Raw genomic sequence first — 25,350 nt, 5'->3', positions numbered from 1 at the left:
GTGCGCGAGTCGATTGGTGACGAGTTCATCGGTGCCGGCTGGGGGTTCCCGCTCGGCGTGAACGCCCAGGGCGGTATCGCGCTCGTCCGGCGCAGCCAGGAGCTCGAACAGGCGATGCGCCTCATCCTGTCCACCTATCCGGGCGAGCGACCGATGCGCCCCGAGTTCGGCAGCAGGATCCGCGACTACGTCTTTCGCGGTGCCGGCGGGGACATGACGTCGGAACTGATCAACGAGGTGCGGGTCGCTCTGCTGCGGTGGGAACCTCGGGTGGACGTGGAACGCGTTGACGTCACGGTGGAACCCACTGACCGCAGCCTGCTCTACATCGACATCATCTACCGGCCGAAGGACACGAACGACCGGCGAAACCTGGTGTTCCCCTTCTACACCATTCCCGACGAAGGAGGGGACTACTGATGGCGATCCCCGCCCCCAATCTCGACGACCGGCGCTTCCAGGACCTCGTCGACGACGCGAAACGCATGGTGATGCGCCGCTGTCCGGAATGGACGGACCACAACGTGTCCGACCCCGGCGTAACGCTCATCGAGACCTTCGCATTCATGGTGGACCAGCTGCTCTACCGGCTCAACCGCGTTCCTGACCGCATGTACCTCAAGTTCCTCGATCTGATCGGTCTCAGGCTGATCCCGCCGGCCGCGGCATCGGTCGACGTGACGTTCTGGCTGTCCTCAGCTGCGCACACCGAACTGCTCGTTCCGGCGGGCACCGTGACGGCGACGTTGCGCACCGAGACTCAGGAGTCGACCGCGTTCTCGACCGTGGCGCCGCTGATGATCGTGCCGTGCGAGCTGTCGACAGCACGAACTCAGGACGCCGGTGTCGAGGAGTCGGCGGACCGCGCCGAACAGATGCGGCTGGGCCTGTCGTTCCCCGCCTTCGGCCACGTACCGGAGATCGGCGACCTGGTTTTGATCGGACTGACCGACTCGGTGCCGAACTGCGCGGTGAGCCTCGACTTCGAATGCCGCATCGAGGGCGTCGGTGTCGATCCCACGCGACCACCGCTTGAGTGGGAAGCCTGGACGGGTGAGGGCTGGGACCACTGTGAGGTCGACCGCGACGAGACGGGCGGGCTCAACCGGGCCGGTTCCGTGGTGCTGCACGTACCGGCGGGGCACCGGATGAGCGTCATCGGTGGTGACCGCGCCGGGTGGATCCGGGCCAGGGTCATCGATCAGGGCGAGGACGGACCGCGGTACAGCTCCTCACCGATCATCGACTCGATCGCGGCTTGCACTATCGGCGGCACCGTGCGCTCGATCCACGCCGAGATCGTCGAGGACGACGTGCTCGGCACGGCGGAAGGCGTAGCGGGACAACGCTTCCCGCTGTCACGGGTACCCGTCCTGAGCGGCGTGGTGGATCCGGTTCTCCAGGTCAGCGACGGCGACGGCTGGCAGGAGTGGACAAGGGTGGACGACTTCACGGGAAGTGATCCGTCCAGCACCCACTACGTGCTCGACCCCGTCGCCGGCGAAGTGATCTTCGGACCCGTCGTGCGCGAGCCGGACGGCACGTTGCGGCAGCGCGGCGCGGTCCCGCCGCAGGACGCCGTGGTGCGCATGGAGATCTATACGACCGGCGGCGGCAGGGAGGGCAACGTCGGCGTTGGTGCGATCTCCACGCTCAAGTCGTCCATTCCGTTCGTGTCCGACGTGGAGAACCGGCTCGCCGCGCAGGGCGGTGTCGATGGTGAGACGCTGGACCAGGCGAAGGACCGCGGGCCACTCCTGCTGCGCACACGCAGCCGTGCCGTGACGGCCGAGGACTACGTCGCGATCACCAGGGAGATGGCGCCGGAGCTCACGCGGGTGTATTGCCTGACCGCTGGAGAAGGCGACGCGCAGGCAGGCTCGGTGCGGGTGCTCATCGTCCCCGCGGCCGCCCAGGACGAACACCGGATCGCGTTGCACGATCTGGTACCACGTGAGGACACACTCAGCCGCATCGCCGCCAAGCTCGACGAGGTCCGTCTCATCGGTACCCGCGTGCTCGTCGAACCCCCGACCTACCGCGGGATCACCGTGGTGGCGGACGTGGTGGGGCGAAAGGGAACCGATGCCAGAGACGTGCGTTCCAAGACGCTCGACAAGTTGTACGAGTATCTGAACCCGCTGACCGGCGGCCCCTCCGGCACCGGCTGGCCCTTCGGCCGTTCAGTGCTGGTCGGTGAGCTCTTCGCGGTGCTGCAGCAGCTTCCGGGAATCGACTACGTCGAGGACGTCAAGCTCTTCAGTGCCAACCCGGTGACTGGTCTCCGCGGGCCGGTTGCGCGCAAGGTCGAGTTGGAGCCGCGCAGCCTGGTCTTCTCATACGAGCACCAGGTGCGAGTGAACGGGGTGTGACATGAGAGGAACACCGGATGGTCTGTCGTCGCCCTACCCGATCATCGGCCTCATGCCGGCCGTGTACCAGGAGGACATGTTCGCCACACGGTGGACCGAGGGCTTCGACGCGGTGCTGGCTCCGATCATCGCGACGCTGGACTGCCTGGACTCGTACTTCGACCCGCTGACGGCTCCCGAGGACTTCGTGGACTGGATGGCGAACTGGTTCGGGCTCGCCTTGAACCCGACCTGGCCCCTCGGCCAGCGCAGAGCGGCTGTCGGGCACGCGACCGAGTTCTTCCGGATGCGAGGGACGGTGCAGGGCCTGCGCGAGCAGCTCGCAATCGTGTTCGGAGCACAGGTGAAGATCATCGACAACGGTGGCGTCGCGTGGTCGGTGTCTCCCGACGCCGACCTCCCCGGCGAGGACACACCCCGCCTGGCCGTCCGCGTCACCTTCACGGGAGAGATCGACACCACCGCCGTGGACGAGGTGGTCGCGGCGGCCAAACCAGCACACGTGGTACATCGCGTCGAGGTGGTGAAGCGATGATCTCCTGCCGGAAATGCGGTTTCCGCAACGCCGATGACGACTCCTTCTGCGGTACGTGCGGCAGTTTCCTGGAGTGGACCGGTGAGAAGCAGAAAGCTGAGGTCTCAGCCGAGCTGAAGGCCAACATCGAGGAGGAGCAGGCCAAGCCGAAGCGCTCGCTCTGGCAACGGATCCTCTACTCCGACGTCGGCGAGAAAGAAGCGATGGAGCGTCCGGCGGGACCAGGCGGTATGGGTCGGCCAGGCGGTATGCCGACCCCCGGTGGCATGGGAGGCGGTCCTCCGGGTCTGCCGAAGCCGCCCGGCATGCCGCCTCCTCCCGGCGCGAGCGGTCCTCCCGGCATGCCGCCAAGACCTCCAGGTCTGCCGTCACCTCCGGGTCTGCCGTCTCCTCCTGCGCTACCGAGGCCACCGGGAATGGGATCACCGCCCGGCATGGGCATGAGCGCATCGCCCGGGCTCCCCCCTGCTCCTCCCGGGCTGCCTCGGCCGCCGGGACTCCCACCTGGACTTGGCGGTGCCCCTTCGGGTCTGCCGAGCCCACCTGGTACAGGGCCCGGCAAGCCGCAGGACGACGACGAGGACGAGGACGACGGCTTCTGGCTCGACGACGAAGATGACGACGACCCGAAACCCAAAGACAAGAACAAAACCAAACCCACCAACAAACACGACGACGAAGACGAAGACGAAGACGACGACGACTTCTGGCTCGACGACGAAGACGACGACGACCCGAAACCCAAAGACAAGAACAAAACCAAACCCACCAACAAACACGACGACGAAGACGAAGACGAAGACGACGACGACTTCTGGCTCGACGACGAAGACGACGACGACCCGAAACCCAAAGACAAGAACAAAACCAAACCCACCAACAAACACGACGACGAAGACGAAGACGAAGACGACGACGACTTCTGGCTCGACGACGAAGACGACGACGAGCGCAAACCCAGCGCCGCGTCGCTCGTCGCTCCCCTGCCGGCCAAGGGAGACCTTCCCACGGCGGCAGACCTCGAGGACACGGCAGCCGTTGCCCCCCAGGCCGCGGCTCCGAAGCGACCCGGCATCGTCAAGACCAAACCGAGTCGCAGGCTCGAGCCCGGCGACCTGGTGTGCGGCGAGTGCGGCGAGGGCAACCCTCCACAGCGGAAGTTCTGCAGCCGTTGCGGAACATCGCTGGAGCAGGCCGAGAAGGTGCGGCTGTCCTGGTGGCGCCGGCTTCTGGCCCGCCGCAAGACCAAGTCGCTCAAGGCCGGTACGCGACCGGGACAGCCGGGTGTCAAGCGGGAGGGGAGGTTCTCCACCGCGAACCTGGCGCGCTACGCGCGGCTGGCGGTCGGCATCCTCGCGTTCATCCTGCTCACCACCTACGCGATCTATCCACCGTTCCGGACGTACGTCCAGACCAAGTACAACTCCTCCAAGGACGCGATCACGCGGATGATCCTGCCGCAGTACGTGCCGGTCAACCCGACGGCCGTGTCAGCCAACATCGACACACCCGGTCATCCTCCCGACGCGGCGACCGACCAGATCGTCAACACCGCGTGGGTGGTGCCAGGCGACTCAGTGGATCCCACCATCGTCCTGACGTTCAGCGAACCTGTGACACCGAAGCGCGGGTTGGTGCTCAGCGGGCTCAAGGACGGCTTCCAGCAGTACCACCGGCCCCAGAAGCTCCACCTCGTCTACGACACCAAGCAGACGGAGGACATCGAACTCAAGGACAGCCCGGACTCGCAGGAGATCACCTTGAAGAACGCGGAGGGGATCAGGTCCATGGAGGTGCACATCGTGTCGCTCTACCGGTCGGTGAAGGGACAGACGACCGCGTTGGCCGAGTTCGAGCTGTTCAAACGTCAGTGAGGCCGCAGATCTTCCTGAGTCTCCGGACCCAGGAAGATCCCGCGAATGCAGCAATGCGACACCTGAACCAGTCCATGGCGAGCAGGTAGTGCGCCCAGGCCGACATTGCCATGGCCCAGCACAGGTGCCGCGACCGTGCGAGGGCGACCACCAGGCAGAGAATGCGTGACCGAAACCATCGCGTCTCATCACCCTACGCGGAGAACCGATCGCCGACAGCTTGCCGACGAGGTGGTTAAGCCCCCAGGCCGAGCCACTGCTCACCGTCGGGGCTGAGTTCCTTCTTCCAGACGGGAAGGTCGATCTTGATCTTCTCGATGCATGAGCGCGCCGCGGTGAACGCCTCGGCGCGGTGGGGAGCGCTCGCCGCGATCACCACCGCGAGATCTCCGATCTCCAGCAGGCCGTGCCGGTGGGCGACGGCGACCCGAGAGCCCGCCTGCTCCGCCTCGCACTCCAAGACGATCTGCCGCAGCACCCTGGTCACCATCCCGGGGTAGGCCTCGTACTCCAGCCGTTCGACCTGGTGGCCCTCGTTGTGGTCACGCACCACACCGAGGAAAACAACAATTGCACCGCATCCCGGTTGCCGTACGGCTTCTAGGACCTCGTCCACGCTCAGCGGATCTCTCGAAAGCACGCAGTAGGAACCGCTACCACCGGCCACGGGCGGGATCAACGCGACCTCGTCACCTTCGGACAACACGTCGTCAGCCTTCGCGAAGTCTTCGTTGACGGCCAGGCGGATCTGCCGCTGGATCGACGCCAGCGCCGGATAGCGCTCCCACACGAGGTGGGTCAACTGATTGACCGTGGCTCCGTCGTCGAGTTCGAAGCTTTCCCGGCGAGCACCACCGGAACGTTGACGGGCAGCACCGAAGTAGAGAACATCCACCTTCATCACAGCGCCTCTTCCCAGCCCGGCCTGACGGCGTTGCCGCATGACGGACAGGTCTCGTCCGCCGGGCGCGAGAACTCCCCACTGCGGCCACCGCGCTTGTGCTCCAGCCTGATGTCGGTGATCACCATTCCGCGGTCGACTGCCTTGCACATGTCGTAGACGGTGAGCCCGGCAGCTGACACGGCGACCAGTGCCTCCATCTCCACGCCAGTACGCGCGTGCACGGCCGTGGTCGCGGTGATACGGAACCTCCTGGGTCCTGCACGGACGATGTCGATCTCCACATGAGACAGTGGAAGGGGATGGCAGAGTGGAACCAGGTCAGCTGTCTTCTTCGCGGCCATCATCCCCGCGAGCCGCGCGGTGGCGAGCACATCGCCCTTCGGGATGTGTCCCCGCACGACAAGGTCCGCGGTCTCCGGCTGCATGAGCACGATGCCCGACGCTACGGCGATTCGGCGAGTGACCTCCTTGGGCGACACGTCGACCATGCGCGCCCGCCCCAGCGCATCCACATGCGACAGTGAGAGAGGCGGAGTCGTGACGAGATCGATCTCCTTCGCCAGCTCGAAGTCCAGCGCCGTCAACGCACCCTGTTTATGGGTCCAAAGCACCATGCGCACGTTCCGTTTGTCCTGGAGGTCGAACTCGGGATGGTGGTTGAGCCTCTCGGCCACCTCGGCCACCCGGTTGGTGAAGCCGATCGAGTCAGTGAAGGTCGCGAAGCCGAACTCCTTCACGAGCTTGCCGTCGTCGAGCGTCCACCCTGGCAGCTTCGCGAGCAGGCGTTCCGATTCCTGCCGCCCGACTGGCGGCGCGTCCCCGTGACATGCCACATGACGGTCCGTGCCCGTGTCCTGCGCGACGTGCTCCGACACAACGATCACCTCTCTGCTGGGAGATGGAGCTCAGCCACCTCGGGTGTGCATTTCAAGATGCGGGTCGGCCTTGAGCTCTTCCGCTGATGCCAGAGCACCGCGGTCCTTCTTGCGCGACCTGATCACCGCACCCTGGTCGGCCCGCGCACGCCAGGTGCCTGCGACCAGAGACCTGAGTTCCTCGCGACTCGCGTTGGACCGAAGCGGCTCACGCAGGTTGGTACCGCGCAACGCGTACAAGCACCGGTACCACATGCCGTCCGCCGTGAGCCTGCTGCGGTTGCAGCTCGAGCAGAAGGGCTCCGTGGTCGACGAAACGATCCCGAACGTCGCCCCATCGGGCAGCCTGAACCTGCTGGCCGGCGCCGCCGTCCGAACCAGCGGCTCAATGGCACCGTAACGGTCCGTGAGCGACCGCAACATCTCCGCTTTCGACACGACCAGGTCAGAATTCCACCCACTCGCCCCACCGACGTCCATGTACTCGATGAACCGCACCTCGGCCGGCACCGATCGACCGAACTCGATCAGATTGCCGAGCTCGTCGTCGTTGGTGCCGCGCATGACCACGGTGTCGATCTTCGTGCCGACGAATCCCAGCGCGGACACTTCAGCGATGCCGTCCAGCACTTCCTGGTGATGGTCGCGCTGTGCAAGAGTCTTGAAACGCTCAGGCCGCAACGTGTCCAGACTGACCGTGACGCGCCGCAATCCCGCGTTCGCAAGCGCCTGCGCATGCTTCACCAACAAAACCCCGTTGGTCGTCATCGCAAGATCGCGCACAGCGCTCTTCTGCGCAAGAACCTCGACGAGGTCAGGTAGATCCCGCCGAAGCAGTGGCTCTCCGCCGGTGAGCCGGATCTTGTCGACACCCAGCGACACGAAGACGTCGACCAGCACGTCGATCTCCTTGAACGTGAGCAGGTCAGCACGCGGGAGCCACGTGTACTCGGCCTCGGGCATGCAGTAGCGGCAGCGAAGGTTGCACCGGTCGGTGACCGAGATGCGCAGGTCCCCCAACGGCCTGCCCAATCGGTCCAGCGGGACGTCGGACTCGGTCTTGTCGACGACGTCGCCGTTAACGCTCTGATCTGCCATGGCCGTCAGCTCCAGCCTTCTGCGAGGCCTCGACAGTCTCATTACGCAGTGTCAGCAAGTAGAAGGGGAAGGCATTCGAAAGGGTGATGGCTGTTGCCCTGCCGGAGCACATGGCCGCCCAAAAGAGCCACGCGCACAACTCAAGTGCGATATTTCCCGGATCAGGCCACTAATGGTGGTCTCGTAATGATCAAGAATGTTGGCGGGCAGGGTAACGACGGCGTTGTTCGCTGTCGGTGGTCGTTCAGGTGGTCATGGCCAGGTTGCGCATGTGGGCAACGTCTCGGGTGGCGTGCCAGACGTCGTCGCGTTTGCGGCGGCAGTTGCGCGGATGTTCCAGGACTTCATGTGCGCCGGAGCGTGCTCGACCCGTGCGCCAACGCTCTTGTGGACGGTGTTGAGGTCTTCTTTCCATTGCGGCAGAGGCGATTGTCCCTCGCGGGGTTTGCGGTAGGGCATGATCACGCCGGGGTTGCTCTGGTAGCCGCTGGCGGCCATCTCCTTCGCGCCGCGGCAGTTGCTCGTCCACGCGCGAGTCGGTGTAGGTCCGGCAGTCGTTGCGGTTCCCCGGTGTGGGGTCCCCGACTGCAACGACCAGACGAGTGTTGGCGTCGATGACGACCTGCATGCTCACCGAGTACCGGCCGCGCAGTGGAGCCACCTTTCTCTGGTTCTGTGCTGGGTGTAGGGGTCGGACCCCGGCGCCCTGCCAGCATTTCTGCTGGTGGGTTTCCGGGGCCCGCCCTCCGAACCGGACGTGCGACTTCCACCGCATCCGGCTCTCCACGTGTTCATGCCACCGGCGACCTGATCCTGGACGTGCTCGACCATGGTGTGAGGATCTTGGTGCCCCGATAGCGGTAGCGAACGATCGCCACCGTTGCCGGCCGGAACATTTCGATCTTCCCGGCGTGAATCTGCCAACCGGGCAGGAAACGCCGGCCCAGGGTGTGCATGTTCAGCCCGACGTGGCGTTTGCGGAGCCACGCGACTATCCGCCAGAAGGCGAAATGGTCGACATAGCCGGACGTCCGCGCGGACACGCCGTGCTGGAAGTAGGTGCACCAGCCTCGCAACGCCGGGTTCAACCGGCGCAGCAGGTCTGCGAGTGTTCGATGTTTCTCCCGACGGGTCAGGGTCCGTACCTTGTCCACGATCGAGGCCAACGCCTTCTTCGACGGATAGGTATAGACCGCCCGCTTGCCGGTTCGGCTTCGCCAGGCTCGGCGCTGGATGTGCCAGCCCAGGAAGTCGAACCCCTCGTCGATGTGGCAGACCCTGGTCTTCTCCACCGACAGGCGCAAGCCCATCGGTGCGAGCACCGCGGCAACCTCGCCCCACAACGCTTCAGCATGCTCGCGTCGGCCACCGATCATGACTACGAAGTCGTCCGCATAACGGACGACTTTCATGACCGGACCGCCGCTGCGGCGGTGCTTGGCGCGTGTCCACTCTGGACCAAGCGCCGCCCACTTTCGGGCGAAGTGCTCGTCCAGCACGGATAAGGCGATGTTGGCCAGCAGCGGTGACAGGATCCCGCCCTGCGGAGTACCGGTGGTCGTCTCGCGGTCGAGGCCCTCCTCGGAGAGGATCCCGGCGCGCAGGAACGCCGCCACCCAACCCAGAACCCGCTTGTCGGAGACGCGTCCACGCACCCGCGCCATGAGCGCGGTGTGGTCGATCTCGTCGAAACACGCCGCGATATCGGCCTCGAACACCCACTCGTAGTTCCGAGTCGGTGAGGCGAGGTAATGGATCTCGGCGATCGCGTCCTGGGCCCGGCGCCTCGGACGGAAGCCATAGGAACATGGCTGGAAGTCCGCCTCGAAGATCGGCTCGAGCACTAGCTTCACCACGGCCTGCACGACCCGGTCGGCGGTCGTCGGGATCCCGACACGCCGGATCTTGCCCGATGCCTTCGGGATCGTCTTCTCCCGCACCCGCTGGGGAACGAACTGCCCGGTCTTGAGCTGCGCTCGCAGCTGCGACAGCAGTTCCCCGGCGCCGAAGCCGACAGATCGCGGAGCGATCCCGTCGACCCCGGCGGTGCGTGCGCCCTTGTTGACCCGCACCCGTTCCCACGCGACCACAAGGAAGAACGGGTCATAGACGAGATTGTGGAGATCATCAAAGCGTCGACCGGGATCGGTCTTCGCCCAATGGTGCAGCTTTCTCTGCATCGCGAGTACCCGCAGTTCTGCCTCGCCGAGGTCAGGCCACGGATCGCCGATATTCACCAGCGCACTACTCGTCCTGCTTCCGTGCTGCGAACACGCTGGACCCCTTCGCCATGTGACCGGCTTTCCCGATCTCGGACTACTACGGGTCCTCCGTCCCACCCCGGCGGCATCGGCTGACGACGAGCCTTCCCACCACACCACCGGCTGCGGTGCGGGTCGGGGACCGCCGGGATGGTTCCCACGTTCACTGCTGATCCGATCGACGGGGTCGGCGCCCAGCTATGCCCCTGCAACATTGCCACGGCTACTCCGCAGACATTCACCGTGGCCTCCCGACCGGCGACATCAACCGATCCAGGAGTTCCGCGCCGACAGCGCGTGATCGTGCTCGCCGTCGTTCGGGTGCGCGTTGCTATCCAGCCCAGATCCGCCAGATTCGAGCTGGTGGCTCTCTTGAGAGGCGTTCAGCCGCTGGTTCCTCACGTGCGCCTTTCCGTCTCGCTTGCCGGGCCCGCACCATCTGGCAGTACTGGCCCGTCCCGGCGTTGTCGGGGCGGCTTACCGCCCTCACCCCCGTCTCGGGGATCGGGCTACCCCCAGCTTCACCGCGCCGCTGCGACGACACGGCGGTGAAGGTCTCCCACCTCCACTCGGTTCAGCAGCGCCTCGTGGCGCTCGATGTCGGTGACCCACAGTTCGTTCGGTTTCAGTCGATAGAACTCGCGGTTCACCAGGTCGCCGGCGGTGGCTACGCCGCTTCATGTTCGGCCTGTTACACCTAGACAGACAATCCTCGCTAACCGAGTCGACCCTTCCTGAGCAGAGACCTTCGTGGGACCGCACCCTCAGACATGATCCAGGTGGCTAATCGTGAGCAAACTCGCTGACTAGTCCCGCAACCAACGGCGAGGAACTCGATTTGATCTTCGTCCGGCTCAGCTGCGCATTCTGCAGCGAGCGGGCTTGCGTGGATCCGGGTGAGACAAGGACTAATCGTCCAACCCCTTGGCAATAACGGTTCGCGGCGGTGACCAGGCAGCCTTCGCTCAAGCTGGTCACATAGAGGGCTCGAGCAGCGCCGCGTTAACCCTAAGGCGGTGAAATATTAAAAGCTCGCGTCGACGCTCTAGAAGGCAAGTGCTCAATCACTAACCGGCTCGACAAGATGTCCCCATCAGTTGCATTGAAGGCCAGCCGAAGTAACTCGACCCATCCTGGCGGAACTGATCTTATCATTCCAACCAAACGGAAGGCTAGTAATTCTTTGCTGTCCGGCAGCATGCATTCTGTATCCGCTGTAAGCTACATTTTCCCAGAAGCAGACTGGCTGGTTGGTCCTATTCCAGATAACACTGATCACATCATTAAATGTTGCTCCTCCGTCGTCAAATTCGATTCCATTATTGTTGGCGTCTCGGGGCTCGTTACGCATATCGTAGATGTCGTATCTAAAAGCAAGCCTATTCCCGTCGTGATCCGTTTCCCAGTTGGAATTAACCCATACACAGACTTCTCCAACCAGGCAGCCTCCATCAACATTAGCGTTTGCGGACGAAGGTGTAAGGATTTGAGACCCAAGCGCAAAGGTGACAACAAGGGCTAGTCGTGAGATTTTCATTTGATTCCTTTCAAGAGTCGTGCACTAATACACCCTGTGGAAATTCCGCACTCATTCAAACAGGTGGATGCGGAAGGCGCTTGCCTGTAATTACTTTCGGATGAGGCTGATCGCGTGCCCGAAAAGGTTCCCAGCAGGGCGAAAGTTCGCCCGCAGGGGTGCCGTGCGGGTTGACGCCTTGGTGAAGGCCTCGAGGTCCAGATCAGCTGGCTTCGTCGCAATCACTTCGTTCCTATGCCGGACGTCGGGTCGCTGGCCGAGTGGAACGAGCTGATCGATCGCTAGTGGCGCGTCACGCAACGTCGACCCGGTAATTGATCGTCTGAGTGGACCGGCAGGCTGGTTCCGCATGTCGAGTGCGGGAGGTGGTTGTGGCTCGTCGTCCGGAAGTGTTCGTCTGGCCGTTGTCGATGGAGGACGGCCGGAAGCTGGCGCAGATCAGTAGGACCGCGCGTAATCCGGTGCGTTCAACGAGCGAGGGTTCGACGCGCTGATCCAAAATGGAGCGGGGGACGTCCGAAGACGATCGGTGAGCAGATCCGTGAGCGGGTTTGCCTGATCGCCAGGACGTCTCCCGCCGACTGGGGCATCACCGCGTTCGCCACCTGGTCCCTGACGAAGCTGCGTGAGCATCTACTCGACCGCAGCACGATCGCCGCGATCAGCCGGGAGACGCTGCGCCAGATTCTGCGTGCCGGCGGTGTCTCCTGGCAGACCACAACCTCCTGGAAGGCCTCGACCGACCTGGGCTTCCTGGCCAAGATGCACCGGATCCTGGATCTTTACGACCATCCACCCGAGGACGGGCGGGTGATCTGTGTGGACGAGTTCGGGCCGCTGAACCTCATGCCCCGCAAAGGAAAAGCCTGGCGACTGCGGACCAGGCCGCTCCGAGTACGCGCGACCTACAACCGCTACGACGGCGTGATGCACATGCTCGGCGCGCTCGACCTGGCCACCGGCAAGATCCTCTACCGGATCCGGTCCCGTAAACGCCACGGTAAGTTCCTTGGCTTACTCAAAGCCTTGCGTGCCCGCTGGCCGGGCGAGAAGTTGTATCTGGTCATGGACAACTTCTCCCCGCACCGCCATCCCGACGTCCGCAACTGGGGCGGCCAGCGACCGAGTCGAACTGGTGTTCCTGCCGACCTATGCGTCCTGGCTGACCTGGATCGAGGCCGAGTTCGCCGCGCTGCGCTACTTCGCGCTCAACGGCACCGATCACCGCAGCCACACCGAACAAAATGCCGCGATCGCCGCCTACATCTGCTGATGCAACGCCCGCGCCCAGCCCATGATCGGCTTCGCTCCGACTCACCCATCGGCACCTGGACCCATTACCCGGTCAACGTTGCGCGACGCACCACTAGTAGCGTGCCGCTGCTTAGTCATGGAGTCTTTGGCTGGGAGGCTGTCGTGATGGCCTCCCAGTTGAAACGGCCGGTCACGTTGTCGGCGCGGGATCGTGAAAGAGCTGCTCCGGCTGACCACCACGGGCGTGCACTCGGCGTCGGCGATCCGGCGAGCGCGGGTGCTGCTCGCGCTGGATACCTCGGTGGGTGAGCCTGATCCGAAGGAAGTGATCGCGGACCGGCTTAAGGTCTCGGGCGAGATGCTGCGGCTGGTCGCCAGGCGGTTCGCCGAGACCGGCGGCGATGTCCTGACCACGATCGGCCGCAAAAAGCGTGACTTGCCTCCGGTGCCGTCGCCGACGACCGGCGAGGTCGAAGCCCGACTGATCGCACTGGCGTGCTCACAGCCGCCGGCCGGGCATGCCCGATGGTCGTTGCGGCTACTGGAAAAGCACGTCGAGCTCACCGAGGACATCCCGAACCTGGATCACTCGATCATTGGACGGGTGTTGAAAAGCGGAAATGCGTCCTCATCTGAGAAAGTGCTGGAACATCCCGCCGCGGGCCAACGCGGAGTTCGCCGCCCGCATGGAAGACGTGCTCGCCGTCTACGCCCGGCCCTATGATCCCGCTCGCCCGGTCGTGTGCATGGACGAGAAACCCTTCCAGTTCCTCAGCGAGGTCCGCGACCCGCTGCCGGCGCGGCCGGGCCGCGATGCCTGCCAGGACAGCGAATACGTCCGGTGCGACACCTGCTCGATCTTCGTATGGACCGAGTCCCTGCGCGGGTGGCGCCGAGTGCACGCCCTGGCCCAGCGCACCAAGATCGACTGGGCCGGGCAGGTCAAATAACTGCTGACCGTGGACTATCCCGACGCCGAGACCGTGCGGCTGGTCATGGACAACCTCAACACCCACAGCATCGCCTCGCTCTACGACGCCTTCCCACCCGGCGAGGCCTTCGCCCTGGCCCAGCGTCTAGAGATCCGCCACACCCCAAACACGGATCCTGGCTCAACATCGCTGTGATCGAACTCTCGCACTGTCACGACAATGCCTCGACCGCCGCATCAGCGACCTGGACACCCTCAACATCGAACTCGCCGCGCTGGCAACACCACCAACCCACCAACGCGGAGTCCGTTGGCAGTTCACCACCGACGACACACGCACCCAACTCCGCCACCTCTACTCCAAAGGTTAGAAGCGACGGTCTACTAGAGGCGGTGACGTCGTGACCGTCCGCCGACGGCTTGAGCGATCTTTACTCTTCCAAGGCCTGCTGACAACTCACCTGCACCACGATCGGGAAGTCGACGACGATGAACAGAAACGGCTCGGTCTGCTAGCGGCACTGTCACTGGCACTCAGCCTCATCGTCGCACGCCAGCGGGTATGTGTGCTGGCCCACAAAGGCCGCGAACCCTGCGCCGACGGCAACAACACGCAACTACGTCCAGCCCTGCCAAGGACACTTCCCCAGCACAGGACACTTTCTCCGGTTAGAAATTCGGAACCTGAGGGCCTCGTCAAACGAGAACACGATCGCCGACCTCCGAATCTGCGCACAGTGAGGTGGACTACAGAAAGTGGTGCATCAGCCTGGGAGATCAACAGCAACAGAGAAGATCTGCACCATCCCAAAGGCCAGCAATCCCGGACACTTCATTCTCGATGCATACACGGACATCAATTTCGGCACACGCGATGCCGCGACCTCCGCCTCGGTCAATTTCAGTTCGAAGCTAAGCGAAAACCAGGCCAGACAGCGTAAAAATCATCCGCTTTAGCGAACACTGCTACTCTTCTAACCCACTTTGCTGACTCTTGAGAGAAATCGAATGTGCGATGCTATCAACTCAGCCCGCATCCGGGTCAGACTCACATCGAGGCCCGCGGTAGGTCCGTGGATTCCCCGGCACCCTGGAACCGGCGATAACCTCGTACCTGATCGCGGACTCAACCGGAACGCTGAATGACGTGGAATGCCCGGACTGCAGCTCACGAGTTCGAGCAACCCGCTCACACGGATCTCGGTAGGTCACGCACACAAAACTGCGGATCCCACCATAAACATCACACACACCCTGATCGGCACCCGACACCGGCCGCTCCACCAACGGCCGCGTCAGCGTCAGAACCTCCTCCTGCGACCGCTGCGGCGACACAGGACTTCCCGACACCTTGGCCAGCGCGAACGTCTCCCCGCCCACCGTGACCGCGCCGTAGTTGTCGACGTAGACGAAGGCCTCGCCGAGCTTCGCACCACCGTCCAACTCAACGTCCACATTGGATAGCTTGGCGTAGTGGTACCAGCTCTGCGGAGAATCCGGATCGAGCCCTTCGGTCGCGTGCATCCGCGCCAACTCCACATCATCCATAAAGGTGATGAACACCTCCGAACGCGCGCCCTTCGCGTACTGGATGGTCGCGGGAAGATTGCCGTTGCCGTAGTAGTGCGCTGCGTGCACCACCTCGAAATCAGACAAGGTCGCCTTGATGACCGGCACTGCGGACCAACCCCGGTCGAAGTCCGGCCCGGAGAACTTCTGCTGCAACGCGGACGGCGCACGGTTCGAACCATAAGCGATCACAGGAGACCTACCCGCCATCGCGGCGGGCAAGGTCACTCCCCTAGACGGGATCTTGCCCGTCAGCAGGCTCTCGACCGTGACCACCTCGCCGCGCTCGTTCCTAACCTGCCCGTCCCGCATCGCATCGTGACCCGTGCTCACGTAGTCGTACTTCTCGCCGTTGACGAACAAGTACGACCCCGTCACCGCCTCGTACGGGTAGTCGAGGGCGCGGTTCACCGCGTGGTCGGTGTCGGCCGACGTGGGCAGTTGACCTCTAGGGAGGGCTGGCGCCGCGCAGGCCGCAGCCGCCGCCAGAACTGCCACCGCGGCAGGAACGAGCTTCCGTGGCAAGGGACCTCTCCGTTTCAGCGCCAGACGCCGGTCGAGTAGAACCGGGTGAGGGTGGCCAGGTGGGGTGCGAGGTCCAGGCCCTGCGCCGCCACCCAGGTGTCGTTGTAGTAGGTGTGCTCGTAGCGTTCGCCGCTGTCGCACAGCAGCGTGACCACGCTTCCCCGCACCTGCGCGGCACGCATTTCCGCGACGAGTTGAAAGGCGCCCGACAGGTTCGTGCCCGTCGAGCCGCCGACCCTGCGCCCGAGCAGCCGTTCGACGTGCCGGACGGCCGCGATCGACGCGGCGTCCGGAACTTTGATCATCCGGTCCACGACCTGCCCGATGAACGACGGTTCAACCCTCGGGCGGCCGATGCCCTCGATACGCGAGCCCCGCTCGCCCACCACCCCGGCGTCGTGCTCGGTCCACGCGTCGAAGAAGACCGAGTGTTCGGGGTCCACGACGGCGAGTCGGGTGCGGAGTTTCTGGTAGCGGAGATAGCGGCCGATGGTGGCGCTGGTGCCGCCCGTGCCGGCGCCGACAACGATCCACTCCGGCTCCGGCGCGGCCTCCAGGGACAACTGCTCGAACATCGACTCGGCGATGTTGTTGTTGCCGCGCCAGTCCGTCGCCCGCTCAGCGTTGGTGAATTGATCCATGAAGTGGCCGCCGAGCTCCGCCGCCAGCCGCCGGGACTCGTCGTAGATGGCACCTGGGTCGTCGACGAAGTGGCAGCGGCCACCCTCCCTGCCGATGAGCGCGACTTTTTCCGGGCTCGTGGAACGGGGCATGACGGCCACGAAGGGCATGCCGAGCAGACGTGCGAAGTAGGCCTCTGACACCGCCGTGGAGCCCGAGGACGCCTCGATCACAGGCGTGCCTTCGACGATCCAGCCATTGCAGAGGGCGTAGAGGAACAACGAACGCGCCAGCCGGTGTTTGAGCGATCCCGTCGGATGGGTGGATTCGTCCTTGAGGTAGAGATCGATCCCCCACTCCGGCGGCAAAGGAAGGCGCAGCAGGTGCGTGTCAGCACTGCGCCTGGTGTCCGCCTCGATGACGGAAACGGCACGGCACACCCATTCTCTGGTGCGCGGCTCAAATCTTTCGAAGTCCTGCACACCTCCACCTTAGGCAAGAGAATTCAAAGACAGCACCGTTCACCAAGCGAATTGAGTAAAATTCCCCAAGGAAACTGGCAGCATGCCCTACCGACACTACGACAGGGAAGTAGCTCACTCCTTGAAATCGAGGTAACAGCCGGCCTCCGCCAGCGCATCGACGAGATCCTCTTTCGGCAACTGCGGATCGTACCTCACGATCAACTGATCGAGACCGTCGTTCTCAATGATGAAAGACTCCTCGGCGAGTTCTGAATTCTCCAATCCGAAAACGATCTTACCGCCGTACCGTGAGACGTAGACTCTGCGTGCCTCGTTCTGAACTTCGTTGTCCGCCAGTACGAGCTGGTTCGCCAGCTCGACGTCGAAGACCTCATCTGGAGGAGCGTCCATAGAGACTTCATGCTGCGATGGCGAGGGCAGTCCGTGCATCGTTTTCCTGACTTCCCTGACGGGTGTCACAGGAGCCGAGAAATACTCATCGGTGTAACCAAGATTCGCCAGCATCTGCAGAGCCGAGTCCGTCAATCTGCCACGCACCGCTGCCCGGTCGACCTGATCTGACTCGAGCCGGGAGAATGCCAATTCCCTGCAGCCCACAGCGTCTTTGGTGTCCGCCAGAGAGACTGAGTCCGATTCGGACAGCGACGATCCGCCTCCGCTCACCATCGCGAGCAAGTTGAGCGCCTGTGCCACATCTTTCTTCTGCACAGCATCGCGCATCGCGTCCATCAAGGCGAGCAGCTGCTCCTCCCAGGCCCGAATCGCCCGGTTCTGGCGCAGTTCTTCCTTTCGCTCGGACTCGATCAGCCTCCACCTCTCGGCCCGCTCGTCGAGGCTGAGCACCGAAAAAGCCCGCATGAAGTCCAGGTGCGCCGGAACACCGTCCTGAGCGTCGGGCGACACCACGTCGGCAGACCGCAACTTCTCGATGACCGGGCCACGGATGGCCTCCGGAAGACCGTCGATCCAGTGATTGAGCGCATCAGCTGTGACGCCGCTCCGCACGAATTCGAACGCAGAGTAGATGTTGGCTCTGATCAGCAGGCTTTGGCTGGCGGCGAGCAACTTCGCGACATTCTGCGGATCCTTGCTCTCCAGCTCCCTCAACTCCGCCATCGCGCTCTCTGCGGCAGTGGACCGGGGATCAACCAGCCTGGCGGCGATCTCTCGGGCTCGCTCTCCCATCTCGTCGTGCTTGATCTCTGTGCCGGACAGCTCGGTGGTGAACTTCTGCGTCAGCCCGACCTGCGCGGTGGCAACGAGACAGCAGACAAGACGGATGTCAATGTCGTCGATCTTCGCGAACAGGCCACCACATCGATGCACACCTCCCCAACAACGCGGGCGATCGCAAGCTTCTCCTTTCACCTTTGCCTTTCCGAGGTGCTCCTCGCACTCATGCACAGAACTCGCGCACGAACCGCCGTTGCACAGTCTGCCGACCAGGTCCTGGCCGACGAACTGAACGTTGATCTTGGAGCTGTAAACGGTCATGAATCGCTGTAGCTCGTTGTCGTCGAGTGGCTTCAGTTCGTAGTTCGGCATTTTGGCCACAGCGGAGCCGGATGAGGCGTACTCCTTCATCCAGGAACATGCCTCGTTGCCTGGCTCGATGACCGCCATACCGGTGTACTGAGCCAAATAAGTACCGTCCTCGGCGTAAACGCACACTCGTCTCCCCATCGGCACCTCAACGGGCGAACCGCTGTACTCGCCATGACCAACCAGGTAGACCGTCATCTCTCCACCTAACATCCACACGCCGTGGCATCCGCCATCGATCAGACCAACCACAGACGTGTGATGCCTAGCACCAGCGGCCTGCCCGTTGACGCACCAACAACGTCCGAAAGGGACGGTCGAATATCCGAAATAGATGACCTCCCCGCGCCCCGTCAGACACCTGTTCTGCCCGCTCATGAAGCAACAGCAGCCGTTCGGAATAATTCTTTCGGATTAAACTAGGTTTCGACCTCACGCCTGTCAGATGCGAGCTCCTCCAAGGAAATAGGCGATTTCATGCGATTGCGAACTCGGCCAGCAGCCGTGGGATTTCTGGCACCACGCCGCGCAGCTGCTGCCGACTGAGATTGCGAACTGCGAGGACGCCAAAGAGCGGACGGCCGGCGAACCTGCGCAAGAAATACTCGATTGCTTCGAGAGAGTGGGAGAAGCCTCGAATCAGAACACCTGCCGCTGTCCTGCGATCAGGGCTTGGCCATCCTTCGCGAAGGCTTCTTCACCGACCGCGACGCACCCCCGCCAGAGCCCGCAGACGAGCCGATGAGCGCATTCCCCGCCTACTCTGGTTACCTTGAGCGCGACCCCGAGCTGGAGGCAGACCGCCTCGAACAGCTGTCCAGTCAGGTGAACGTGAGCAAGGCCGTCAATTAGCTCAAGAAATGGGGCGGCAAGCTCGGACGACTTCCGCTGATCAATGCAGCGACCCCTGCGCTGAACATCGATACTTGTATCATCGGCCGGGAAAAGGCGGCCACGAGCGACGCGACAGCGATTCACCGGACGGTTTAAAATAATCGATGGCACTCAATCTCGTGAGGTCGCGGTGCTCAACTACTTCGCAGATTCAAATCGGCATTCGCAAGACACCAACCGGAGTGGGCGACAAGTATATCTCGCAGACTAAACAAGCCTCCAGGCAACAGTGCCCATCACATTGGGCACACTTGCCCAGCGCTGTGAGCAACTCAACAACACCTCTTGACGACGCAGACGACCCGCTGGTCCGCTGTGGATCAACACGCGTTTTTCAAGAAGAGGTAATGCTCAATGAAGAAAATGTTGAGGCGCACGTCCTTCACTGCCGCCGCGGTGGTTTCCGCATTGGCCGCGACCGGCCTGCCGGCTGGCGCCACCGACGGCGGCCCGGTGCTGAACTGCGCCATCCGCGCCACGACCGCCGCGGGACCGGACATCGGAGCGGAGTGCTTCCCTCACTTCGACCAGGCGGTCGCGTTTGCGTCCGGAGGCACGGTCAATGCCTCCGCGTACCGGAACGACCCGCGGAGCGCGATTCTCGATAACACCATCACGAGGTCCATCAACAACTCCCGCGCCGGTCGCAAGATCCTTTCGATCGAGTTCGAACGCCCGGACTGGCGCGGCCACTCGCTCGTGGTGTACGGCGACGCCGCCTGCAAGCCGGGCGAGGAACGCATCGTCCGGGATCTTCGACTGACGCCGAACAGCTGGTGGAACGATCGCATCAACTCGTTTGCGCCGTACAACAACTGCTACGACACCCATTTCCGCGACATCGGTCGTGGCCAGGAGAACCCCAAGAACGTGCTGGGCGGCGTCGCGGTGGCCGCCGATCTCGCGGCCCCCCACCGCAACCTCACGAGCGGACTGTCCCTGCACGGTGGTATGCCCGACTCCACGGCGGCCCAGGTGTGCGGCAAGGGCGCGCCAGGGGTCCGCTGCACGTTCAAACAGGAGGGCGAGCTGGAGTACATCCCCAGGCATTGGAAGGACGTGATGATGGGCTGGAACTGCAGCCCGCTCCCCCAGCAGGTCAACTTCTCCGACTCGATCACCAGGTCGTCGACCTACTCCTTCGGCCAGACATTGTCGGTGACGGTCGGCTCGGGCTCGATTCTGCCCGTGAACCTCGAGTCCGCGCTGTCCATTGCGTTCGGGCAGGAGTTCGCCACCACCCAGCAACAGACCTACGACGCCACCCACGAGCTCAAGCCCGGCTCTCTGGGCATCCTGCGCAGCGCGATCGCCGAACAACAACTAACCGGCATGTGGACCCTCAACTACGACAAGCTCGACAAGTCCAGTTGGTACAACAAGCAGTGGACGAAGTCCATGGTCGCCCATCGCCCGATCGACGAAGGTGCCGTGAACTTCCTCTTCGACCAGCGACCGATGACGGCCGCTGAACGCACCTCCAACTGCCCGTTCTCCCCTACCGGCTCCAAGTCCCTCAGCTGAGCTCAGAGCGCGGCTGTGGCGGATCGCCTTGTCGACCCCACAGCCGCGGTCGGCTCCCGCACCTACGCCTCTAAGTGCCTGTTTCCGAGCTACTGAGGTTGTGTGAGTCGTCGGACGGTGACGCGGATCATCGACCATCGGACCATTGCTTCGTGGTGGTGGCGTAGTCGTTCGTAGTCACGGACGCAGCGGTGGTGGTTGGTGATCCATGCCAGGGTCCGTTCCACCACCCATCGCCGTGGCAGCACGGTGAAGTGCGGCAGGTCGGGCCGTTTCACTATCTCGAGGGTCAGCGCCAGTGTCGTGCGTGCCCAGTCGAGCAGGGGTTCCTGTGTAGCCGCCGTCGGCCCAGACCAGCCGGACTCGCCGGCCCGCGGCGGATCGCAGGCGCCGCAACAGGGAGCGGGCGGCGATTCTGTCCGATGTGGATGCCGGGGTCACCAGCACCGTGATCAGCAGGCCCAGGGTGTCCACGGCGATGTGGCGCTTGCGTCCTTGGACCTTCTTTCCCGCGTCGTACCCGCGAGTCGACGCGGCCACGGTGGGTGCGGCGCGCACGGACTGGGAGTCGATGATCGCCGCCGACGGCGCGGCGGCCCGTCCGTCGGCCAGCCGGACCCGATCTCGCAGTGCGTCCAGCAGTCGCTGGGTCGTACCGGCCTTCTCCCAGGCGGTGAAGCGCTTGTAGACCGTGGGCCAAGGCGGGAAGTCGGCGGGCAGGGCCCGCCACTTGATGCCATTGTCGACCACGTAGAGGATCGCGTCGACGATCAGCCGGCGGCAGTACTTCTCCCATCGTCCGCCCCGACCGGCCAGGCAGGCCGGGGCGGGCAGCAGCGCATCGAGCTCGGCCCACTGGGCGTCGGTGAGGTCGGTGGGATATCGGTTCGTCCGTGGACTGGGCTGATGGGTGGTGGCCAAGCGGCAACAAGCGGGCCCCGCGGTGGAACCGCCCGCGGGGATCGGGCACGATAACAACGGAACTCCTGGCAGAGCGGCGCTTCGACAACGTCCGATCTACCAGGAGTTCCTTCGTCTGCCCACAACATGGCACTCACCCGATCAAGCTCGGAAACAGGCACTCATGGCATGCGTCTCGCTGAGCACCGCGCGAGGAGTGGCTAAAAGGGGGTCTGGCCTGCTCGAAGTAGCGGTGCCCTCCTTACTGACATCTGTGTCGCGGCAAGGGGAATCGGACACCCCAGGGAAACGGAGTTACTCGATCGGCGTCGGCTCGTGGACCCCTGCTCGACTGGGCACGCACGACACTGGCGCTGACCCTCGAGATAGTGAAACGGCCCGACCTGCCGCACTTCACCGTGCTGCCACGGCGATGGGTGGTGGAACGGACCCTGGCATGGATCACCAACCACCACCGCTGCGTCCGTGACTACGAACGACTACGCCACCACCACGAAGCAATGGTCCGATGGTCGATGATCCGCATCACCGTCCGACGACTCACACAACCTCAGTAGCTCGGAAACAGGCACTAAGTGACCGGTGCAAAATAAGTTGGCGTTTGGCCTTGTCTGTGGGACAGGACATTCCAAGATCGCGTTGTGCATGAAAAGGCCTTGACCCACGAGCTGTGGGCTCGGCTGGAACCGTTGATCCCGACGTCACTGAGATGTTTTCGCTCTCCGGGCCGTAGACGTGCCGATGAAGGGATGCGTTGGAGGCATTCTCTACGCGGTGCGTTCCGGAACCTGCTGGAACCGTCTGCCTACCTCCTCGTTCGGTGCCTCGGGTTCGACCTGCTGACGTCGGTTGACCGAGTGGCACGAGGCCGGCGTCTGGCAGCAACTGCATGCGCTGCTGCTCGCCGAACTGCGCGCCGTCGGGCTGCTGGGTCTGTCCGCCGCCCTGGTCGACTCCACCCACCTGCGCGCGCTCAAAGAGGGACCGCACCGGGCCGAGCCCGGTCGACCGCCGCAAGCCCGGCTCCAAGCACCACCTGATCACCGACGCCATCGGCGTCCCGCTGGCCGTCACGCTCCGGCGAGCACCGCAATGACGTCACCCAGCTGATCCCGCTCATCGACGCCATCCCGACGATCCTCGGCGTGATCGGCAAACCACGCCGCCGGCCACGGCGGCTCTACGCCGACCGTGGCTACGACCACGACAAGAACCCGCGCCTGATCCGCACCAGCCGGATCGCACCAGTCACTGCCCCGCGGCGTCCACATCGCTCCGGGGCTCGGCACAGTCCGCTGGCCGGTCGAATGCACCTTCGCCTGGCTCAAAGAGTTTCGACGGCTCCAGGCCCACGGACAGCGCCCATGACACAACGCGCTGCACCTGCCCCAAGCCACTCCCCGCTGCGCCGTCGGTGACCGAGCCAGCCCACGAAGACCCCGCAAACGCGGCAGATCGGATCCTCTGGCCACTGGGCAGGAGACGCGTCGCACTCATGTCGACTTCACCGCACGCTCAACGATGTGACGGAAACGTGCACCGCTGACACCACCGCAGGTTCGACGGTCTCCGATCTCCTGTGCTTCAACCTGTTCGCGGCAGCATTCGCCGTCACGTGCCTCTACCGCCCGGCTTCTAGACCGAGTGGGCATCAACTATCCGTAGTTCCTGGTGCCTGCACTGTTGCGGAAACAAGGTCGATACAGGAGGTGAACCTGTGACGAGATTCTGCGGCGTAACAAGCTTGGTCTTACAGGAAAGCTGGCGTGCACTGGTCGTCAGGATGTACTCACTGCGCGGTACTGGCGCGCTTTTCCGGACCGCATCCCTTAAGTCTGCCTTCTCAGGTGAGGACCGAAGGCGCCCTTCCGTTTATCATGGACCTGGTCACCTCGATAAAGTCGAAGAAGAAATTTGAAGGAGTGATTTAGTTGACATATCAGTTGATCCTTTCGGGGCACGGGAGCTGGAGCCCTGAAGACGGCTACATCGAGCTGCCGGCCGATCGAGAGCTGTGGTTCTACGCTGAATTCGCGAAGCTGCTGCCGGATGAAGTTGGGCAGCTCGTCGAGACTCTCGGCGACCAACTGAGCAAGTTGGAACGGTGGGTGGTTCATGGCGGGAGCACATGTCCAAACTATAAACTGTCTCCCCCGGACCGCCTCGACACCATTGACATCTCGACAATCGATGAGCTTGCCGGAAAATATAAGCAACTCCTCCTTCCGGAAAGCGACGAGCCCGTCCACCTCGGCGACGTCCTGGCAGACGGCAGATGGAGTGATTGCAACGTGCTGCACTGGGGAGCATGCCTTGCACTCAACCTGAAAGAAAAGGGCGGTGCGTTCATCGGCGTCAATGCCCGAGCTGAATCTGACGGACTCGACGCCGCAGAGAGAGCCCGGGTGCCCAGTTACCGGAAGAACCGCGATAAGGGCTTGTCTGCAGAAGCCCTTCCAGGTCACAGGTTCGCCCGCGGCTACGACGCTGTCTTGAGTGAATTTGACGTAGCGGCCCGCGAAGGGTACCTGGAGAGTCTTTTTCTTTCTTACGATCAAGATACTCGGCGCCATCTCTTCATGAACGACGCCATCAAATGGTTTCTGCTGGATCACGGGATTTCCAGAGAGCTCATCGAAGCCCCTACGAAGAGAATGGGGACCGCTGTTGACAATGCGGTTTTCAATCCAGCTGTCACTGTACTGCAGGATACTGGTTACAGCGACTTCCCCAAAGTTGAGAACTTCGACATCAATTCCCTCAAGGTGATCTCGATCGATTTACTGGAGTACGGCATACTCGGCACGAACTCGTTCCACTTCGATTGCTGGCATCGGCCGGACGTGATCGAAGCACCATTCCTGATAGGTGACTTTAAAGGGTCCGGACCAGCGCTTGCCTACGAGTCGGATGTACGATATGCGAATTCTGATAATTACGCTTGGTACGCACCACCTAGAGGTCTTGGCGTGAACCCCAATTGCGCAGTTCACGGCAACAGACAGGACATGACGGCGAGAGTTGAGTTTCTCGGGCACTTCTCGCGTGACGACGCTGCTAGATATATCGATGAGCTACTGAATGGACGCCACGAGTATGAAATGGTCATCAACGATGACCATCAAGTAGTTTACGAGAAAAAGGAGAGAGAATCAGCAGACAAGCCCTTCCGGGTTGAAGTCAGCTTCGTGTTGTGATAATCCTCAGAAAGGTCGCACGTTCAAGTCGTCGGTGGACGAAGGCCGTGGCTGACTCGAACCCATCATCAGCCGCATCCGAGCGGCCGCCCGCCGATTCCCCTTAGATCGACCCCATCGGCACCTGCTCGAGGTTGACATGCGATCGGTTCGTTGAAGCAAAGCCAGATGATGCCCGGACAGACGTCGAACAGGCGGCGATAGCGGACCTTGCCGAGTACGCGCCACTTCCCGACGCCAGGAACTGCACGAAGCCACGCTCGTCATGGCTCCGGCGAACGAACTACTGCCGAACCGTCGTTCAGGCACGGGCGATCGTCTTCGAGGGAATCGGCAGTACGAGGACGGGCGACATGAATCGTCAGGATCAGGCCGCGATCACCGCCGCGGTCCCGACCGCTTCGTCACCAGCGTGCTCATTCCGTGCGCCC

Annotated in this window: 21 protein-coding genes and 1 pseudogene; 12 read left to right on the top strand and 10 right to left on the bottom strand. The window is 63.2% G+C overall.

What is annotated here, in order from left to right:
- Genes ORI60_RS40175 through ORI60_RS40160 form a run of 4 tightly spaced genes read left to right on the top strand, consistent with a single transcriptional unit; the run spans position 1 to position 4,781 of the window.
- Entirely contained in the window at positions 1-420 is a 420-nt protein-coding gene (locus ORI60_RS40175) for a GPW/gp25 family protein (protein WP_266043239.1), read from the top strand.
- A complete protein-coding gene (locus ORI60_RS40170) occupies positions 420-2,372 on the top strand; it encodes a putative baseplate assembly protein (protein ID WP_266043238.1) in 1,953 nt (650 codons plus the stop codon). Before ORI60_RS40175 ends, ORI60_RS40170 begins: the two co-directional genes overlap by 1 nt.
- A gap of 1 nt (position 2,373) precedes the next feature.
- Positions 2,374-2,907 carry a phage tail protein gene (locus tag ORI60_RS40165; protein ID WP_266043237.1) on the top strand — a complete coding sequence of 178 codons (534 nt, stop codon included), beginning with the start codon at positions 2,374-2,376 and terminating at the stop codon, positions 2,905-2,907.
- On the top strand, positions 2,904-4,781 hold the full coding sequence (locus tag ORI60_RS40160; protein ID WP_266043236.1) for an NADase-type glycan-binding domain-containing protein: 1,878 nt from the start codon (positions 2,904-2,906) through the stop codon (positions 4,779-4,781). The genes ORI60_RS40165 and ORI60_RS40160 overlap by 4 nt, the downstream gene beginning before the upstream one ends.
- 235 nt (positions 4,782-5,016) lie before the next feature.
- Here the strand turns inward: ORI60_RS40160 and moaD are convergent, their stop codons facing one another.
- From moaD to ORI60_RS44840, 6 genes are all read right to left on the bottom strand, one after another.
- Positions 5,017-5,682 (bottom strand): molybdopterin converting factor subunit 1, encoded by a 666-nt coding sequence (moaD, locus tag ORI60_RS40155; protein ID WP_266043235.1) that lies wholly within the window; start codon positions 5,680-5,682, stop codon positions 5,017-5,019.
- Complete coding sequence (moaC, locus tag ORI60_RS44675) at positions 5,682-6,560, bottom strand: cyclic pyranopterin monophosphate synthase MoaC (RefSeq protein WP_323055997.1); 879 nt, start codon at positions 6,558-6,560, stop codon at positions 5,682-5,684. Before moaC ends, moaD begins: the two co-directional genes overlap by 1 nt.
- A gap of 30 nt (positions 6,561-6,590) precedes the next feature.
- Positions 6,591-7,658 (bottom strand): GTP 3',8-cyclase MoaA, encoded by a 1,068-nt coding sequence (gene moaA, locus ORI60_RS40140; RefSeq protein WP_266043234.1) that lies wholly within the window; start codon positions 7,656-7,658, stop codon positions 6,591-6,593.
- A 252-nt stretch (positions 7,659-7,910) separates the two neighbouring features.
- On the bottom strand, positions 7,911-8,156 hold the full coding sequence (locus ORI60_RS44845; RefSeq protein WP_416234572.1) for a hypothetical protein: 246 nt from the start codon (positions 8,154-8,156) through the stop codon (positions 7,911-7,913).
- 293 nt (positions 8,157-8,449) lie between these two features.
- Positions 8,450-9,895, bottom strand: coding sequence for a group II intron reverse transcriptase/maturase (ltrA, locus tag ORI60_RS40130; RefSeq protein WP_266043233.1), 1,446 nt, complete (start codon positions 9,893-9,895; stop codon positions 8,450-8,452).
- Positions 9,896-11,012: 1,117 nt separating this feature from the next.
- Positions 11,013-11,456 (bottom strand): peptidase inhibitor family I36 protein, encoded by a 444-nt coding sequence (locus ORI60_RS44840; protein WP_416234571.1) that lies wholly within the window; start codon positions 11,454-11,456, stop codon positions 11,013-11,015.
- 369 nt (positions 11,457-11,825) lie between these two features.
- On the opposite strand from ORI60_RS44840, the pseudogene ORI60_RS40125 reads away from it, so the two are divergent.
- From ORI60_RS40125 to ORI60_RS40105, 5 genes and pseudogenes are all read left to right on the top strand, one after another.
- Positions 11,826-12,521, top strand: a pseudogene (locus tag ORI60_RS40125) (IS630 family transposase); the annotation flags it as partial.
- Positions 12,522-12,591: 70 nt separating this feature from the next.
- Positions 12,592-12,729 carry a hypothetical protein gene (locus ORI60_RS40120; protein ID WP_266043259.1) on the top strand — a complete coding sequence of 46 codons (138 nt, stop codon included), beginning with the start codon at positions 12,592-12,594 and terminating at the stop codon, positions 12,727-12,729.
- A 192-nt stretch (positions 12,730-12,921) separates the two neighbouring features.
- Positions 12,922-13,434: a helix-turn-helix domain-containing protein gene (locus ORI60_RS40115; RefSeq protein ID WP_266043232.1), complete on the top strand. Its 513-nt coding sequence runs from the start codon at positions 12,922-12,924 to the stop codon at positions 13,432-13,434.
- A 22-nt stretch (positions 13,435-13,456) separates the two neighbouring features.
- Positions 13,457-13,660 (top strand): hypothetical protein, encoded by a 204-nt coding sequence (locus ORI60_RS40110; protein WP_266043231.1) that lies wholly within the window; start codon positions 13,457-13,459, stop codon positions 13,658-13,660.
- A gap of 9 nt (positions 13,661-13,669) precedes the next feature.
- Complete coding sequence (locus tag ORI60_RS40105) at positions 13,670-13,837, top strand: hypothetical protein (protein WP_266043230.1); 168 nt, start codon at positions 13,670-13,672, stop codon at positions 13,835-13,837.
- 830 nt (positions 13,838-14,667) lie between these two features.
- Here the strand turns inward: ORI60_RS40105 and ORI60_RS40100 are convergent.
- From ORI60_RS40100 to ORI60_RS40090, 3 genes are all read right to left on the bottom strand, one after another.
- Positions 14,668-15,708, bottom strand: a complete 1,041-nt coding sequence (locus ORI60_RS40100; RefSeq protein ID WP_266043229.1) for a hypothetical protein — start codon at positions 15,706-15,708, stop codon at positions 14,668-14,670.
- 41 nt (positions 15,709-15,749) lie between these two features.
- Positions 15,750-16,838, bottom strand: coding sequence for a PLP-dependent cysteine synthase family protein (locus tag ORI60_RS40095; RefSeq protein ID WP_266043228.1), 1,089 nt, complete (start codon positions 16,836-16,838; stop codon positions 15,750-15,752).
- Between the two features lie 114 nt (positions 16,839-16,952).
- Positions 16,953-18,581 (bottom strand): putative adhesin, encoded by a 1,629-nt coding sequence (locus ORI60_RS40090; RefSeq protein WP_266043227.1) that lies wholly within the window; start codon positions 18,579-18,581, stop codon positions 16,953-16,955.
- 474 nt (positions 18,582-19,055) lie between these two features.
- Between ORI60_RS40090 and ORI60_RS40085 the strand changes: the two genes are divergently transcribed.
- Both ORI60_RS40085 and ORI60_RS40080 read left to right on the top strand, forming a co-directional pair.
- Positions 19,056-19,235, top strand: a complete 180-nt coding sequence (locus ORI60_RS40085; RefSeq protein ID WP_266043226.1) for a hypothetical protein — start codon at positions 19,056-19,058, stop codon at positions 19,233-19,235.
- Positions 19,236-19,673: 438 nt separating this feature from the next.
- On the top strand, positions 19,674-20,801 hold the full coding sequence (locus tag ORI60_RS40080; protein WP_266043225.1) for a hypothetical protein: 1,128 nt from the start codon (positions 19,674-19,676) through the stop codon (positions 20,799-20,801).
- A 177-nt stretch (positions 20,802-20,978) separates the two neighbouring features.
- Here the strand turns inward: ORI60_RS40080 and ORI60_RS40075 are convergent, their stop codons facing one another.
- On the bottom strand, positions 20,979-21,722 hold the full coding sequence (locus ORI60_RS40075; RefSeq protein ID WP_266043224.1) for an IS5 family transposase: 744 nt from the start codon (positions 21,720-21,722) through the stop codon (positions 20,979-20,981).
- Between the two features lie 1,931 nt (positions 21,723-23,653).
- Between ORI60_RS40075 and ORI60_RS40065 the strand changes: the two genes are divergently transcribed.
- Positions 23,654-24,919 (top strand): putative adhesin, encoded by a 1,266-nt coding sequence (locus tag ORI60_RS40065; RefSeq protein WP_266043223.1) that lies wholly within the window; start codon positions 23,654-23,656, stop codon positions 24,917-24,919.
- The last annotated feature ends 431 nt before the right edge of the window (positions 24,920-25,350 follow it).

Origin of the sequence: Lentzea sp. NEAU-D7 (genome assembly GCF_026242055.1) — a bacterium.
GTDB lineage: Bacteria > Actinomycetota > Actinomycetes > Mycobacteriales > Pseudonocardiaceae > Lentzea.
Note: the sequence above shows the minus strand (reverse complement) of the source record. Positions and strands in the feature narration are given on the sequence as shown.

Bases quoted from the DNA above. Each gene is read 5' to 3' on its own strand.
- ORI60_RS40170 (WP_266043238.1), top strand. From the start codon at position 420: ATGGCGATCCCCGCCCCCAATCTCGACGACCGGCGCTTCCAGGACCTC.
- ORI60_RS40165 (WP_266043237.1), top strand. From the start codon at position 2,374: ATGAGAGGAACACCGGATGGTCTGTCGTCGCCCTACCCGATCATCGGC.
- ORI60_RS40160 (WP_266043236.1), top strand. From the start codon at position 2,904: ATGATCTCCTGCCGGAAATGCGGTTTCCGCAACGCCGATGACGACTCC.
- moaD (WP_266043235.1), bottom strand. From the start codon at position 5,682: ATGAAGGTGGATGTTCTCTACTTCGGTGCTGCCCGTCAACGTTCCGGT.
- moaA (WP_266043234.1), bottom strand. From the start codon at position 7,658: ATGGCAGATCAGAGCGTTAACGGCGACGTCGTCGACAAGACCGAGTCC.
- ORI60_RS44845 (WP_416234572.1), bottom strand. From the start codon at position 8,156: ATGGCCGCCAGCGGCTACCAGAGCAACCCCGGCGTGATCATGCCCTAC.
- ORI60_RS44840 (WP_416234571.1), bottom strand. From the start codon at position 11,456: ATGAAAATCTCACGACTAGCCCTTGTTGTCACCTTTGCGCTTGGGTCT.
- ORI60_RS40110 (WP_266043231.1), top strand. From the start codon at position 13,457: ATGGACGAGAAACCCTTCCAGTTCCTCAGCGAGGTCCGCGACCCGCTG.
- ORI60_RS40090 (WP_266043227.1), bottom strand. From the start codon at position 18,581: ATGACGGTCTACCTGGTTGGTCATGGCGAGTACAGCGGTTCGCCCGTT.